Annotated in this window: 12 protein-coding genes, 1 tRNA gene and 2 pseudogenes; all 15 read right to left on the reverse strand. The window is 53.4% G+C overall.

Annotated features, from left to right (window positions below):
- Positions 1 to 108 (reverse strand): hypothetical protein (locus tag C0623_06785; GenBank protein ID PLY00680.1); only part of this gene is annotated, 108 nt, incomplete at its 3' end.
- A gap of 22 nt (positions 109 to 130) precedes the next feature.
- Positions 131 to 2,209, reverse strand: a pseudogene (fusA, locus tag C0623_06790) (elongation factor G).
- Between the two features lie 33 nt (positions 2,210 to 2,242).
- Positions 2,243 to 2,713 carry a 30S ribosomal protein S7 gene (locus tag C0623_06795; GenBank protein ID PLY00681.1) on the reverse strand — a complete coding sequence of 157 codons (471 nt, stop codon included), beginning with the start codon at positions 2,711 to 2,713 and terminating at the stop codon, positions 2,243 to 2,245.
- A gap of 26 nt (positions 2,714 to 2,739) precedes the next feature.
- Entirely contained in the window at positions 2,740 to 3,111 is a 372-nt protein-coding gene (locus C0623_06800) for a 30S ribosomal protein S12 (GenBank protein ID PLY00682.1), read from the reverse strand.
- Positions 3,112 to 3,266: 155 nt separating this feature from the next.
- On the reverse strand, positions 3,267 to 7,475 hold the full coding sequence (gene rpoC / locus C0623_06805) for a DNA-directed RNA polymerase subunit beta' (protein PLY00683.1): 4,209 nt from the start codon (positions 7,473 to 7,475) through the stop codon (positions 3,267 to 3,269).
- A 54-nt stretch (positions 7,476 to 7,529) separates the two neighbouring features.
- Positions 7,530 to 11,651: pseudogene (rpoB, locus tag C0623_06810) on the reverse strand (DNA-directed RNA polymerase subunit beta).
- Between the two features lie 242 nt (positions 11,652 to 11,893).
- Positions 11,894 to 12,280: a 50S ribosomal protein L7/L12 gene (locus C0623_06815; GenBank protein PLY00684.1), complete on the reverse strand. Its 387-nt coding sequence runs from the start codon at positions 12,278 to 12,280 to the stop codon at positions 11,894 to 11,896.
- 75 nt (positions 12,281 to 12,355) lie between these two features.
- Entirely contained in the window at positions 12,356 to 12,877 is a 522-nt protein-coding gene (locus C0623_06820; protein ID PLY00685.1) for a 50S ribosomal protein L10, read from the reverse strand.
- A gap of 197 nt (positions 12,878 to 13,074) precedes the next feature.
- Positions 13,075 to 13,773: a 50S ribosomal protein L1 gene (locus C0623_06825; protein ID PLY00686.1), complete on the reverse strand. Its 699-nt coding sequence runs from the start codon at positions 13,771 to 13,773 to the stop codon at positions 13,075 to 13,077.
- Between the two features lie 26 nt (positions 13,774 to 13,799).
- Positions 13,800 to 14,222: a 50S ribosomal protein L11 gene (gene rplK, locus C0623_06830; protein ID PLY00687.1), complete on the reverse strand. Its 423-nt coding sequence runs from the start codon at positions 14,220 to 14,222 to the stop codon at positions 13,800 to 13,802.
- Positions 14,223 to 14,288: 66 nt separating this feature from the next.
- Positions 14,289 to 14,822 carry a transcription termination/antitermination protein NusG gene (locus tag C0623_06835; protein ID PLY00688.1) on the reverse strand — a complete coding sequence of 178 codons (534 nt, stop codon included), beginning with the start codon at positions 14,820 to 14,822 and terminating at the stop codon, positions 14,289 to 14,291.
- A 20-nt stretch (positions 14,823 to 14,842) separates the two neighbouring features.
- Positions 14,843 to 15,028 carry a preprotein translocase subunit SecE gene (locus C0623_06840; protein PLY00689.1) on the reverse strand — a complete coding sequence of 62 codons (186 nt, stop codon included), beginning with the start codon at positions 15,026 to 15,028 and terminating at the stop codon, positions 14,843 to 14,845.
- A 44-nt stretch (positions 15,029 to 15,072) separates the two neighbouring features.
- Positions 15,073 to 15,149, reverse strand: a tRNA-Trp gene (locus C0623_06845).
- 24 nt (positions 15,150 to 15,173) lie between these two features.
- A complete protein-coding gene (rpmG, locus tag C0623_06850) occupies positions 15,174 to 15,323 on the reverse strand; it encodes a 50S ribosomal protein L33 (GenBank protein ID PLY00690.1) in 150 nt (49 codons plus the stop codon).
- A gap of 66 nt (positions 15,324 to 15,389) precedes the next feature.
- The coding region (locus C0623_06855) for a hypothetical protein (GenBank protein PLY00691.1) at positions 15,390 to 15,488 on the reverse strand (99 nt) is incomplete at its 5' end.

Below are 15,488 nucleotides of genomic sequence, written 5' to 3' on the forward strand. Positions count from 1 at the left end.
AAGTACCTTGGTGATTGCTGCCGTCAATGTCGTCTTGCCGTGGTCAACATGACCAATCGTGCCTATGTTGACATGCGGCTTTGTTCTCTCAAATTTCTCTTTAGCCATTGTAAATGCTCCTTATCCTTTATTAACCTTTATGTTTCTCAATAATTTCTTCAGCAATCTGTGCCGGAACCTGCGCATAGTGATCGAACACAATGGTGTAGGTGGCCCGTCACTGCGTCGAACTCCGCAGATCGGTTGCATAACCGAACATGTTGGCAAGTGGAACGTGAGCGTTAACAACCTGGGCCCCACCGCGCATATCCATTCCCATAACTTTGCCACGACTGCTTGAAAGATCGCCCATGACATCGCCCATGTATTCTTCCGGTACAACAACCTCTACCGCCATTGTCGGCTCAAGGATAACCGGCTTGGCTTTTGCCGCACCTTCCTTGAAACCCATTGACCCGGCGATCTTGAATGCCATCTCGGAGGAATCGACTTCATGGTAGGAACCGTCAAAACAGGTGACCTTGACATCAACCAGGGGGTAGCCGGCGAGGACGCCATTTTCAGCTGCCTCCTCAGCACCTTTACCGACCGCCGGGATATATTCTTTCGGAATAACGCCGCCCTTGATCTGGTCGACAAACTCAAAACCGCCGCCGGCTTCGAGGGGTTCAATACGCAGATGACAATCGCCGTACTGACCACGACCACCCGACTGGCGAGCGAACTTACCCTGTACCTCAACCGACTGGGTAATCGTTTCACGGTAGGCAACCTGTGGCGCGCCGACATTTGCCTCAACCTTGTACTCGCGCTTGAGCCGGTCGATAATAACTTCAAGATGAAGTTCGCCCATGCCGGAGAGAATCGTCTGACCGGTATCTTCATCAGTATGAACCCGCAACGACGGGTCTTCCTTAAGTAACTTGCCGAGAGCCGTGCCAAGTTTCTCCTGGTCGCTCTTGGTTTTCGGTTCAATGGCAATATGAATAACCGGCTCGGGGAAGTCCATCGCTTCGAGCAGACTCTGCTCTTTCACGTCGCAGAGAGTATCACCGGTGGTGGTGCTCTTCAAACCAACGGCGGCGACGATATCACCGGCATAAACCTGGGTGACTTCTTCACGCTTATTGGCATGCATTTTCAGCAGGCGGCCAAAACGCTCTTTTTTGCCTTTGGTCGAATTGATAATGGTCGCACCAGACTCGGCGATACCGGAATAAATACGGATAAATGTCAGCTGACCAACAAAAGGGTCAGTCATAACCTTGAATGCGAGCGCCGCGAACGGACCACCATCATCAGCCGGACGGGTCAGCTCTTCCTTGGTATCGGGGTCGATACCGGTGATCGGCTTGACGTCAACAGGCGACGGCATATAGGCAACAACGGCATCAAGCAGGGTCTGGACGCCTTTATTCTTGAAAGCTGAGCCGCAGAGGACCGGGTTGATATCGAGGCGCAGAGTTGCACTCCGGATACCTTCCTTGACTTCCTCGATGGTCAATTCCTCGCCACCGAGGTATTTCTCCATCAACTCTTCGTCATTCGAGCTGATCTCTTCGAGCATCACCTCGCGGGCAGCCTCGGCGTCAGCAAGCAGATCTTCCGGAATATCAGAAACTTCATACTTGGCGCCAAGAGCCTCGTCATTCCAGATGATTGCTTTCATCTCGACCAGGTCGATAACGCCGCGAAAACCCTCTTCTTTACCGATAGGGAGCTGGATTGGAACCGGGTTGGCACCAAGACGATCCTTGATCATTTCGACGCCACGATTGAAGTCGGCTCCGATTCGGTCCATCTTGTTTATGAATGCGATTCGCGGGACCCCGTACTTGTCAGCCTGGCGCCATACGGTCTCCGACTGCGGCTCAACGCCGCCAACCGAACAAAAGACAGCGACCGAACCGTCAAGAACCTTGAGTGAACGCTCAACCTCGATAGTGAAGTCAACATGACCGGGGGTATCAATAATATTGATGCGGTGATCTTTCCAGGTACAGGTGGTTGCAGCCGAGGTAATGGTAATACCTCTCTCCTGCTCCTGCTCCATCCAGTCCATGGTGGCAGCGCCGTCATGAACTTCACCGATCTTGTGGGAGACACCGGTATAGTAGAGAATACGCTCCGTCGTCGTCGTTTTACCGGCGTCGATATGAGCCATAATACCGATGTTACGATTTTTTTCGAGTGCTACTTTACGTGCCACTGTTCGAGACCTTCCAGATTCCGTTAAACGTTGTTACCAGCGGTAGTGAGCGAAGGCCTTGTTGGCTTCGGCCATACGGTGGGTGTCCTCTTTTTTCTTGACCGAAGATCCGCGACTATTGGCAGCATCAAGCAACTCACCTGCCAGTCTTTCCTGCATCGTCTTCTCGGCCCTGGATCGGGAATAAGTGATGATCCAGCGCATGGCGAGGGCGTTGCGGCGATCCAGACGGACCTCTACCGGAACCTGGTAAGTCGAGCCGCCGACACGTCGGGACTTGACTTCTACGACAGGGCGAACGTTTTCGAGAGCTTTCCTGAAGAGTTCGATGGAACCTTCATCACCACGCTCTTCAAGCAGATCAAATGCGCCATAAACAATCTTCTCAGCCGTGCTCCGCTTGCCGTCGAGCATCAGGTTGTTGATAAACTTGGCAACCTGACGATCACTAAACTTCGGATCCGGCAGGATTTCGCGCTTTGGAACTTCTCTTCTTCTAGGCATAACGTCCTCTCAGACTCTCAATTTCTTTACTTGGGGCGTTTCGCGCCATACTTGGAGCGACCCTGACGACGATCCTGAACACCGGCGAGGTCAAGGGAACCACGGACAATGTGATAACGAACACCCGGCAAATCCTTGACACGGCCTCCGCGAATCAGAACAACGGAGTGTTCCTGGAGGTTATGACCGACACCCGGGATGTACGACGTAACAACAATCCCATTGGTCAGACGGACACGAGCAACCTTGCGCAAAGCCGAGTTCGGCTTCTTCGGGGTTGTCGTATATACACGGGTACACACACCACGCTTCTGAGGATTACTCTGAAGCGCCGGCGCCGTCGACTTTTTAACTTTGCTTTTGCGTCCCTTGCGGATCAACTGATTGATAGTCGGCATCTAATTCTTCTCCCGAAAATCGCTATTCATAAAGTAAAAGAACAAAAGTTTTCCTACGAGTCTTTCCTCGCGGAAAACTCGCCGAATTTAGCAACCCGCCACGCCCTTGTCAAGGACTTTTTTCAGGCGGGAGATTATTTATGCATTGACCGCTTTCAGTCCTGGCTGACAGCCTCTTCATCGCTTGCCGAATCCTCGACAACAGCTGCCACCTCACCGAGTTCTTCGGCGACCTCGGCATCGACCCCTTCACCGACAATTTCCGGCATCTCCTCCGGATCTTCAATCAGCAACTGGGCGCCACGATACTTCATCACACCGGTGCCGGCCGGGATCAGGCGACCCATGATAACGTTCTCCTTGAGGCCGCGCAGGGAATCGGTCTTCCCTTCGATTGCTGCCTGGGTCAGAACCTTGGTCGTCTCCTGGAATGAAGCCGCCGAGATAAAGGAATCGGTCGACAGTGAGGCCTTGGTGATGCCGAGCATCAATGGCTCGCCGACCGCCGGGGTTCCACCATCGGCCAGAACCCGCTGGTTCTCTTCTTCGAAGACAACCCGTTCAACCTGATCATCAAGCAGGAACCTGGTGTCACCGACATCCTTGACCCTGATACGACGAAGCATCTGACGAACGATCGTCTCGATGTGCTTGTCGTTAATCTTGACCCCCTGCAATCGGTAGACTTCCTGAACCTCGTCAACCAGATATTTCGAGAGTTCTTTCTCGCCAAGAACACGGAGAATGTCATGCGGATTGCTCGAACCATCCATCAACGGCTCACCGGCGCGGATAACGTCCCCTTCGTGGACGCTGATATGCTTACCCTTCGGAATCAGGTATTCTTTCGATTCGCCAACGTCCGGAGTCACAACCACCTTGCGCTTGCCTTTGGTGTCCTTACCAAACGTAACGGTTCCGTCGATCTCCGAAATAACGGCGAACTCTTTCGGCTTACGTGCTTCAAAGAGCTCGGCAACACGAGGCAGACCACCGGTAATATCCTTGGTCTTGGTCGTCTCACGCGGGATCTTGGCAATAATCTCACCGGCACTGAGCTCGCTATCCTCGGTAATGACAATATTGGCACCAACCGGCATCATATAACGGGCCGGACCACCGTTTGGCAGCTTGGCAGTCTTGCCGTCCTTGTCCTTAAGCGAAATCCGCGGCCGCTTGTCAGCAGCCTTGGTTTCGATAATAACCTTACGGGAAAGGCCGGTGACATCGTCAACCTGCTCTTCCATGGTAATGCCTTCGATCAGGTCACCAAACTTGACTTTACCGGAAACCTCGGTCAGGATCGGCATGGTGAACGGATCCCATTCAGCGAGCAGAGCTCCCTGTTTGACCTTGCCGCCATCAGCAATCGGCAGCATCGCTCCGTAAACAACACCATAACGTTCACGTTCGCGCCCTGTTTCATCAACAACTGCAATTTCGGCGTTACGGTTCATAACAATGTACTGGCCTTTACTGTTCTGAACCGTCTTGATATCGATATACTTCAGAGTTCCTTCGAAGCGCGACTCAAGCGATGTCTGCTCAGCTTTTCGCGATGCCGTACCGCCGATATGGAAAGTCCGCATGGTCAGCTGGGTCCCCGGCTCACCAATTGACTGGGCAGCAATAACGCCAACTGCCTCCCCGAGATTAACCATGTGCCCCCGGGCCAGATCACGCCCGTAGCAGGTCGTACAGATACCGTGCTTGCTCTGGCAGGTCAGGACCGAACGGATCTTCAGCCTTTCGATACCGGCATCCTCGATCCGCTTGACCAGAGCTTCATCAATCTCATGATTCATTTCAACAAGGATTTCATCGGTAACCGGATCGAGCACATCATCAAGAGCGGTCCGGCCTAGAATGCGGTCGCCCAATGGTTCAATAACTTCACCACCTTCGGTCAGTGACGAAACCTCGATACCATCGAGAGTGCCGCAGTCAAACTCGGTAATAATTGCGTCCTGGGCAACATCGACCAGACGCCGGGTCAGATAACCTGAGTTTGCTGTTTTCAGCGCCGTATCGGCCAAACCCTTACGGGCACCGTGAGTCGAGATGAAGTACTGAAGAACGGTCAGACCTTCACGAAAGTTTGCCGTAATCGGCGTTTCGATAATTTCGCCAGACGGTTTCGCCATCAGACCACGCATGCCGGCCAGCTGGCGAATCTGCTGGGCACTACCACGGGCTCCGGAATCGGCCATCATGTGAATAGCGTTGAACGACGGAACCTTGACCTTCTTCTTCGAATCAGGATCCTTCAGCTCATCTACCGACAGGTTTTCGAGCAGAATCTGGGCAATATCCTCGGTACACTTGGCCCAGATATCGATAACCTTGTTGTAGCGCTCGCCGTCAGTGATCAGACCTTCGGTATACTGCTGCTGGATTTCAGTCACCTCGGCAACCGCTTCATCAATATATTCCTGTTTCGTTTCCGGAATCTGCATATCGTCGAGGCAGATTGAAATGCCGGCTTCGGTCGAATATTTATAGCCGAACGTCTTCAGCTTGTCGGCCAGGATAACCGTCTCCTTGTTGCCGGCAAGACGGAAGGCAATATCGATCAGCTCGGCAACATTCTTCTTGCCCATAACCTTGTTGATACATTCGAACGGAATCGCTTCCGGTACGATTTCATTGAGCAGAACCCGGCCAACCGTGCTTTCGATGATTTCAGGATCACGTCCGGCCCCGGTCACCATGCGAACCTTGATTTTGGCCTGCAAGTCGGCTTCGCCGGCATCGAAGGCCATCCGGACCTCATCTTCGCTGGCAAATACCTTGCCGGAGCCCGGGACGAATGCCCGTTCACGGGTCATGTAGTAGATACCGAGAACCATATCCTGCGACGGCACGATAATCGGCTTGCCGTTGGCCGGCGAAAGGATATTGTTGGTCGACATCATCAGTACGCGGGCTTCGATCTGGCTCTCGATCGAAAGCGGCAGATGAACCGCCATCTGGTCGCCGTCGAAGTCGGCGTTGAAGGCGGTACAAACCAGCGGGTGCAGCTGGATCGCCTTGCCCTCGATCAGCACCGGCTCAAACGCCTGAATACCAAGACGGTGCAGGGTCGGAGCGCGGTTCAGCATGACCGGGTGTTCCTTGATGACCTCTTCGAGAACGTCCCAGACCTCCGACTTCTCTTTTTCTACCATCTTCTTGGCGCTCTTGATGGTCGTACAGAAGCCCTTCTCTTCAAGCTTGTTATAGATAAACGGCTTGAACAGCTCAAGCGCCATTTTCTTGGGCAAACCACACTGATGCAGTTTCAGTTCCGGTCCGACAACGATAACCGAGCGGCCGGAGTAGTCGACACGCTTGCCGAGCAGGTTCTGGCGGAATCGACCGCCCTTGCCCTTGAGCATATCGGAGAGCGACTTGAGCGGACGCTTGTTCGGACCGGTGATGGCCCGACCGCGACGGCCGTTATCAAACAGGGCATCGACCGACTCCTGGAGCATCCGCTTCTCGTTGCGGATGATCACTTCCGGCGCACGCAGTTCCATCAGCCGCTTGAGACGGTTATTCCGGTTGATGACACGGCGATAGAGATCGTTCAGATCAGATGTTGCAAAACGGCCACCATCAAGCGGAACCAACGGGCGCAGTTCGGGCGGCAGAACCGGAATGACTTCGAGAATCATCCATTCGGAACGATTACCGCTCGAAAGGAAGGCCTCGGCGACCTTAAGCCGTTTGGCCATCTTTTTTCGTTTCGCTTCACTGGCCGCTTCGCGCATCTCAACCCGCAGCTCGCCTGCCAGCTCCTCGAGATCAATGTCGAGAAGAAGCTCACGAACCGCTTCGGCGCCCATGCCGGCGCTGAACTGCCCCGGGAATTCTTCCATCGCTTCGCGATACTGCTCGTCGCTCAGAATCTGGCCCCGTTCGAGGCTTGTTTCACCTTCATCGAGAACGACATACGACTCGAAGTAGAGGACCCGCTCGACCTCTTTGAGGGTCAGATCAAGCAGGGTTGCAATACGGCTCGGCAATGATTTAAGAAACCAGATGTGGGCCACCGGGCAGGCCAGGTCGATATGACCGAGACGCTCCCGCCGCACCTTGCTCGGGATAACTTCAACACCGCATTTTTCACAGACGATGCCCCGGTGCTTCATGCGCTTGTACTTGCCGCAGTTACACTCGTAATCCTTGGTCGGACCAAAGATCTTGGCGCAAAAAAGTCCGTCACGCTCCGGCTTGAAGGTCCGGTAGTTAATCGTTTCCGGCTTTTTAACCTCGCCGAAAGAACGCTCACGCACCTTATCGGGAGAGGTAATGGAAAGCCGGATGGCGTTGAAATTCAGTGGATCCTTTGGCCGTTCAAACAAGCTGTGTATATCTTCCAAGGTTCATCCTCCTTGTCGGATGAAAGGTTGGTATCGCATAAATCCTTAAATGATTTACTCTTCGTCTTCTTCCAGCAGTTCAACATCAAGACAGAGCGACTGCAGCTCCTTGATCAGAACATTGAAAGATTCGGGCAGACCAGCTTCAAGCATGTGCTTGCCCTTGACAATCGATTCGTAAATACGGGTCCGGCCGGCAACATCATCCGACTTGACGGTCAGAAATTCCTGCAGGGCATGGGCCGCACCATAAGCTTCGAGTGCCCAGACCTCCATCTCGCCGAGGCGCTGACCACCGAACTGGGCCTTGCCGCCAAGCGGTTGCTGAGTAACAAGACTGTAGGGCCCGATACTCCGGGCGTGAATCTTGTCGTCAACCAGGTGGTGCAGTTTCAGCATATACATGACCCCGACGGTGACTTTTTCCTTGAAGGCTTCGCCGGTCTTGCCGTTGTGGAGAACCATCTGACCGGTTGCGGGCACATTGGCCTGCTTCATCGAGTCCATGAGCTGCGCTTCGGTCACCCCCTCAAAAACAGGGGTCGCCATCGGCACACCATTGCTGAGCCGATTGACCAGAGCCTTGAGCTCATCTTCATCAAGCTTTTCGATAAAGGAGTTGAGCTCCTTGTTGTTACCGTAAATATCCTTAACCTGTTTCTTCAACTTGGTCGAGCTGTAGTTCTGGTCGATGTACCCCTGAATCTGCTCGCCGAGACCACGGGCCGCAAGCCCGAGATGGGTCTCGAGGATCTGACCGACATTCATTCGCGACGGAACACCGAGCGGGTTAAGTACGATCTCGACCGGGGTGCCATCAGCCATGTAGGGCATATCTTCTTCCGGCAGAATACGGGAGAGGACACCTTTGTTGCCGTGGCGACCGGCCATCTTGTCACCGACCTGGAGCTTGCGCTTGATGGCAACATAAACCTTGACCATCTTGATGACGCCAGGCGGCAGGTCATCACCACGTTTGAGCTTTTCGATCTTGTCGGAAAAAACACCCTTGATCAGCTCTTCGCGTTCAGCCAGGCGGGCCAGCACTTCGGTCGCCTTGCTTTCGATTTCACCCGCTTTACTCAGGGAGATATCCTTGAGATAGGAGAACGGAACGCTGTCGAAGGCCTCTGCGGTTATATCCTTGCCCTTGCCGAGCAGGGTTTCGCCGGTTTCACTCTTGAGAATGGCCGAGGTCTTCTGCCCAACCAGCAATGACTTGAGTTTGCCCCGGGCCGATTGACGGATAATCCGGATCTCGTCATCCTGGTCCTTGAGCAGTTTCTGGATCTCGGTTTCTTCAATGTACTCGGTCCGGGAATCTTTTTCCGAGCCTTTGCGTGAAAAAACGCGAGCTCCGATAACAACCCCCTCAACCCCGGGCGGAACCCGCAGCGAGGTATCACGCACGTCACCGGCTTTTTCGCCGAAAATGGCGCGCAGAAGCTTTTCTTCGGGAGAGAGCTGGGTTTCCCCTTTCGGGGTAATCTTGCCGACCAGGATATCGCCCGGATTGACTTCGGCGCCGATCCGGATAATCCCCGATTCGTCAAGATCCTTGAGGGCATCCTCACCGAGATTCGGGATATCGTCGGTAATCTCCTCCTTGCCGAGCTTGGTATCCCGGGAGACACATTCAAACTCCTCGACATGAACCGAGGTGTAACGGTCCTCCTTGACCAGCTTTTCGGATATAAGGATCGAATCCTCGAAGTTGTAGCCTTCCCACGGCATGAACGCGACCAGAACATTCTGCCCGAGAGCCAGTTCACCCCAGTGCGTCGACGGCCCGTCAGCGATGATTTCACCCCGCTTGACAGCGTCACCGACCTGGACGATCGGCTTCTGGTTGAGACAGGTGTTCTGATTGGACCGGATAAACTTGATCAGGTTGTAGATATCAACCCCGGTTCCGGTTTCATCGACCTCGCCCTCGTCAATCTTGACAACGATGCGGCCGGCATCAACCGATTAGACGACACCATTATGGCGGGCAACGACGGCGGAACCGGAGTCATGAGCGACGATCCGCTCCATGCCGGTACCAACCAGTGGTGCATCGGCACGCAGTAGCGGAACCGCCTGACGCTGCATGTTCGAACCCATCAGGGCACGGTTGGCGTCATCGTTTTCGAGGAACGGGATCAGCGATGCGGCGACCGAAACCAGCTGTTTCGGGGAAACATCCATCAGTTCAATATCGTCCTTGTTCATCAGCATGAACTCGCCGCTCTTGCGGGCATTAACCAGTTCGTTTACAAAACGGCCCTGCTTGTCGAGAGGCGCATTGGCCTGCGCAATGGCATGGCCTTCCTCCTCGAGCGCCGAGAAGTACTTGATTTCGGTGGTCACCTTGCCGTTATTAACAATCCGGTATGGGGTTTCGACAAAACCGTGCTCGTTGATCCGGGCATAGGTCGACAGAGATGCAATCAGACCGATGTTCGGACCTTCCGGAGTCTCGATCGGGCAAACCCGGCCATAATGGGTCGGATGCACGTCGCGAACCTCGAAGCCGGCCCGCTCACGGGTCAAGCCGCCGGGTCCGAGCGCCGAAAGTCGACGTTTGTGCGTAATCTCGGAAAGCGGATTGGTCTGGTCCATGAACTGCGACAGCTGTGACGATCCGAAGAACTCCTTGACCACCGCCGAGACCGGCTTGGAATTGATCAGGTCATGCGGCATCAGACTGTCGACTTCCTGCAGGCTCATCCGTTCCTTGATCGCTCGCTCCATCCGGACCAGACCGACGCGGTACTGATTCTCGAGGAGCTCGCCGACCGCCCGTACCCGACGATTGCCGAGATGGTCGATATCGTCAATTTGTCCCTTACCGTCGCGCAGTTCAATCAGATAGCGGACAACTTCAAGGATATCCTCCTTGGTCAGAGTTGTATGATCAAGCGGCGAATCGAGTCCAAGTTTATAGTTGAGCTTGAGGCGACCGACCGCTGAAAGATCATAACGCTCGGCATTAAAGAAAAGTGACTCAAACAGCGCCTTGGCACTGCGCAAAGTTGGCGGATCTCCGGGGCGCAAGCGGCGATAAATTTCTATCATCGCATCTTCGTCGTTGCTGACCTTGTCAACCAGAAGAGTTTCACGCAGGTACGGACCGACATAGAGGTTGTCGATAAACAGAACATTGACCTCGGTGATGCCCCGGCTTTTGATCTCCTCAAGTTTGGCGGCAGTGATCTCTTCGTTGCATTCGACCAGAACTTCACCGGTCGCCTGATCAACAAGATCGGTTGAAGATATTTTGCCGACCACTTCTTCTTCAGTGATCGGGATATATTCAACCTTTTTCTCTTCGATCTTGCGCAGGGCGGCCTTGGTAAATTTCCGGTTGGCCTTGACAATGACCTCGGCCTTCTTGCCTTTGCCGGCAACGACATCGAGGCTGGCCCGCTGGCCCTGCAGCAGTTCGATGTCTGCTTTTTTCTTGTAGCCGTCGCCGTCGAAAACGATCAGGTCGTTTTTATAATAATAGTTCAGCAGTTCCTCGGTGCTGTAACCGAGGGCCTTGAGCAGCACGGTCGCCGGCAGCTTGCGCCGCCGATCGATTCTGACGTAAAGAAGATCCTTGTGGTCGAAATCGAAATCGAGCCAGGAACCGCGATATGGAATCACCCGGGCAGAATAAAGGATCTTGCCGCTCGAGTGGGTTTTGCCTTTGTCGTGGTCAAAAAAGACACCCGGAGAACGGTGCAGCTGACTGACGATAACCCGTTCGGTGCCATTAATGATGAATGTCCCGTTTTCGGTCATCAGCGGGATCTCGCCAAAATAGACCTCCTGCTCCTTGATGTCCCGAATAGACTGAACGCCGGAGTCCTTATCGGAATCCCAGGTGACCAGGCGAACCCGGACCTTGACCGGCGAAGCGAAGGTCATGCCACGCTGGTGACACTCCTCAACATCATATTTCGGTACACCGAGAGAATAGGAAACGTACTCGAGCGAACAGGTTTCGCTGAAATCGCGAATCGGGAAAACGGAGCGGAAGACGGCTTCCAGTCCACTGTTCTGACGAGCCGAGGGTGGAAGATCTGCCTGCAGGAAACGCTGATACGATACCTTCTGGATATCGATCAGGTTCGGAATATCAATGATTTTTTTGATTTCAGCGAAATGCTTCCGTAACAGTTGGTTATTCGCAACCGAATAAGCCATGGTCTCTCCTTTAACTGGTCACTGCCTCTGCAGCAGTATGTAACGGGCAAGTATTGCCCGGCTGACTGTACTCATCATCATTAAACAGTTAAAACGACTCATGTTTTACGATGGTATGTACAGCCCCCCACAAGGATGCTTATTGATGAATTCCCGGCATCAGATTTGTCGGGAAAAGAAAAGCAGACTAGCCAAGGCCGCTTTTGCGACCTTGGCTAGCACCTGTTTATCCGTTCAACAAGCTACTTGAGTTCAACCGATGCGCCGGCCTCTTCAAGCTGCTTCTTGAGATCTTCGGCCTCATCCTTGGATGCGGCTTCCTTGATGGTGTTCGGGGCACCGTCAACCATCTCCTTGGCTTCCTTGAGGCCAAGACCGGTGACGGCACGAACAACCTTGATAACGTTGATCTTCTTGTCGCCGGCTGCAGTCAGGACAACATCAAACTCATCCTTCTCTTCTTCAGCAGCAGCTTCACCGCCGCCAGCAGCAGGACCGGCAGCAACAGCAACCGGAGCGGCAGCCGATACGCCAAACTTGTCTTCCAGTTCCTTGACCAGTTCAGCCAGCTCGAGAACCGACATGTTCTCAATAAATTCAACAACCTGTTCTTTGGTAACTTTAGCCATTTGTAAATCTCCTCTGAATCTTTATAGATAAGATAAGTTTTAAAATTCGTTCTTCGGGGCCACAGCGGCACCAGTTCAGGCTGCCTCTTTCTGATCCCTGACGGCAGCCAGCACCTGGACCAGTGAACGGTTGACCGCAGCCAGTACACCGACAAAGTTCGAAACCGGAGCGTTGATCGATCCGAGCATCTTGGCCAGCAGGACCTCGCGACTCGGCAGATCGGCCAGTGCCATGACATCATCGACCGACAGGAATGTGCCGTCGAGGACTCCGCCCTTCAGCTCAAACGCATTCACCTTCTTGGCGAAATCGCTGAGGACTTTGGCCGATGCAACGGGGTCATCATTGACGATCGTCAGTGAAGTCGGTCCGCTGAGATGCTCGCCGAGGCACTCATTGTCGGTCCCCTTGATCGCCAGCTTGAGCAGCGTATTCTTGACAACACGATACTCGACACCGGTCTTGAGAAGTTCACCTCGAAGGGTATTCGCTTCTTCGACATTGATGCCGCGATAATCAGTCAGGTAGGCCGCTTTGGCGGCAGCCATCTTCTCAGTGAGTTCGGCTACCAATTGCTGTTTGTTGTTTTTGTCCAACGTCTCTCCTCCTTTCATTGATTTGCCGAATCGCAAGCGATTCGGTGCCCCAGTCTGAGGGCATGGAGAGAGACGGAAAATCCGTCAGACCATGTCCAGCCTCGACAGGCGATAATCATTAAACACCTTTCGGCGTACCTGTTTTCTTTGACCGGGAGCAGAACCTGCCGACCGGGTCGGCAGTCTGTTTCCTTTACTTACTTGACCAGTGCCTGGACCGTCGAGACATCGAGGTTCATCCCCGGGCCCATGGTGCTGGAAATACTGATCTTCTTCAGGTATGTACCCTTGGCCGAAGACGGCTTCGCCTTGACCAGTGCATCCATCAGGGCAAGAACATTGCCGCGCAACTTTTCGACATCGAAGGAGACCTTGCCGACCGGTGCGTGAACGATACCGGCCTTTTCAACCCGATATTCGACCTTACCCGATTTGGCTTCTTCAACCGCCTTACCAACCTCGAAGGTAACAGTGCCAACCTTCGGGTTCGGCATCAGGCCACGCGGACCGAGCAGCTTACCGATCTTGCCGACAGTCCCCATCATGTCGGGAGTCGCAATCGCAGTATCGAACTCGAACCAGCCACCCTGAATTTTTTCGACCAGGTCGTCGCCACCAACGAAATCGGCACCGGCTGCTTCAGCCTCCTGGGCCTTCTCGCCCTTGGCAAAAACCAGAACACGGATATCCTTGCCGAGACCATTCGGGAGGACAACGGCACCTCGAACCATCTGGTCCGCCTTGCGGGGGTCAACCCCGAGGCGTACCGAAAGATCGACCGTTTCATCAAACTTGGCAAAAGACATATCCTTGATCATGGTGAGAGCTTGATCAAGCTCATAAACCTGATTGCGGTCAATCTTGGCTCTAGCTTCTGTGTAATTCTTTCCAGGCATTTTTTAACTCCAATGCGCCTAAAGTATTATTCGACTTCAAGGCCCATACTACGGGCAGTACCTTCGATAATCCGCATAGCGGCATCGACATCGAAAGCATTGAGGTCGGGCATTTTCAATTCAGCGATTTCCTTGACCTGTGCCTTGGTGACTTTGCCGACCTTGTTCTTGTTCGGCTCACCCGATCCCTTCGGAATCTTGGCTGCTTTCTTCAGAAGAATTGCAGCAGGCGGGGTCTTGGTAATGAAAGAAAATGAGCGATCGGCGTAAACAGTGATAATGACCGGAATGATCATATCGCCTTCGCTCTGCGTTTTGGCATTAAAAGCCTTGCAGAAATCCATAATATTGACACCTTGCTGACCGAGTGCCGGACCAACCGGAGGTGACGGATTCGCCTTGCCGGCGGGAATCTGCAACTTTATCTGCCCTATTACCTTCTTGGCCATCTCAAACTCCTTGACTTACTCTATTTCGGAAAATGGTCACCGGACGATTCCGGGTCCATTCATCTGCTAACTCGCCTTTTCAACCTGGATAAATTCAAGCTCAACCGGGGTGACCCGACCGAAGATCGAGACCATAACCTTGAGCTTTCCTTTATCGGGGTTCACGTCTTCAACGATTCCGGTAAAGTTGTGGAACGGTCCATCAATAACCCGGACAGATTCACCGACTTCAAACTCGACTTTCGGCTTCGGCCGGTCCTCACCTTCCGCCATCCGGTCGGTGATCAGGGCCACTTCTTCATCCGGGATCGGTGGCGGACTCTGCCCACCCCCGACAAAACCGGTCACCTTTGGCGTATCCTTGACGATATGCCAGGTCTCGTTGCTCAGCTCCATCTCGACCAGGATATAACCCGGGAAGAATTTACGGGTTGACGTTTTGCGTTCACCCTTCTTCAGCTCAACAACCGTCTCGGCCGGAATCAGGATTTCGCCGAACATATCCTCGGCGTCGAGGGCACGTATACGTTCTTCAAGATTCAGCTTGACCTTGTTCTCGTAACCGGAATAGGTATGTACGCCATACCACAGTTTAGCCATGCCTGATACTCCCCGTTTCCTCAGCTCAAAAGATACTTGACCAGGCCCGAAAGCGCTGTATCAACCAGCCAGAGAAATACAGCGACCGCAATCACCAGCGCAATGACGACTACGGTTGAACCGTACGTGTCCTTTTTGGTCGGCCATGTTGTTTTCTTCAGTTCACTCTTAACGTTCGAGAGAAACTCACTTACTTTGCCAATCACTATACAAACCCCTTCAGAGGAGAACAGTCCGCATGAAAATTAAGTGGCAGGCCAGGAGGGATTCGAACCCCCAACACCCGGTTTTGGAGACCGGTGCTCTAGCCATTAGAGCTACTGGCCTGCAGCAAAACTCAATTCAACCGTGCTACTTGGTTTCCTTGTGCACGGTGTGTGTCCGGCAGAAGCGGCAATACTTCATGAATTCCAGCTTGTCCGGAGTGTTCTTCTTGTTCTTCGTCGTTGTATAATTGCGCTGCTTGCACTCGCTGCAAGCGAGAGTCACAATGTCCCGCATGATGTGTAATCCCCATCCCCCTCCCGGTCAGACCGGTCAGGGGATATTTCAGTTAACTGGTTACAATTACTCGATAATTTTGGAGACAACACCGGCACCGACGGTCCGGCCACCTTCGCGGATTGCGAAACGCAGGCCTTCGTCCATGGCGATCGGTGTGATCAG

The organism is Desulfuromonas sp. (assembly GCA_002869615.1).
Classification (GTDB): Bacteria; Desulfobacterota; Desulfuromonadia; order Desulfuromonadales; family UBA2294; genus BM707.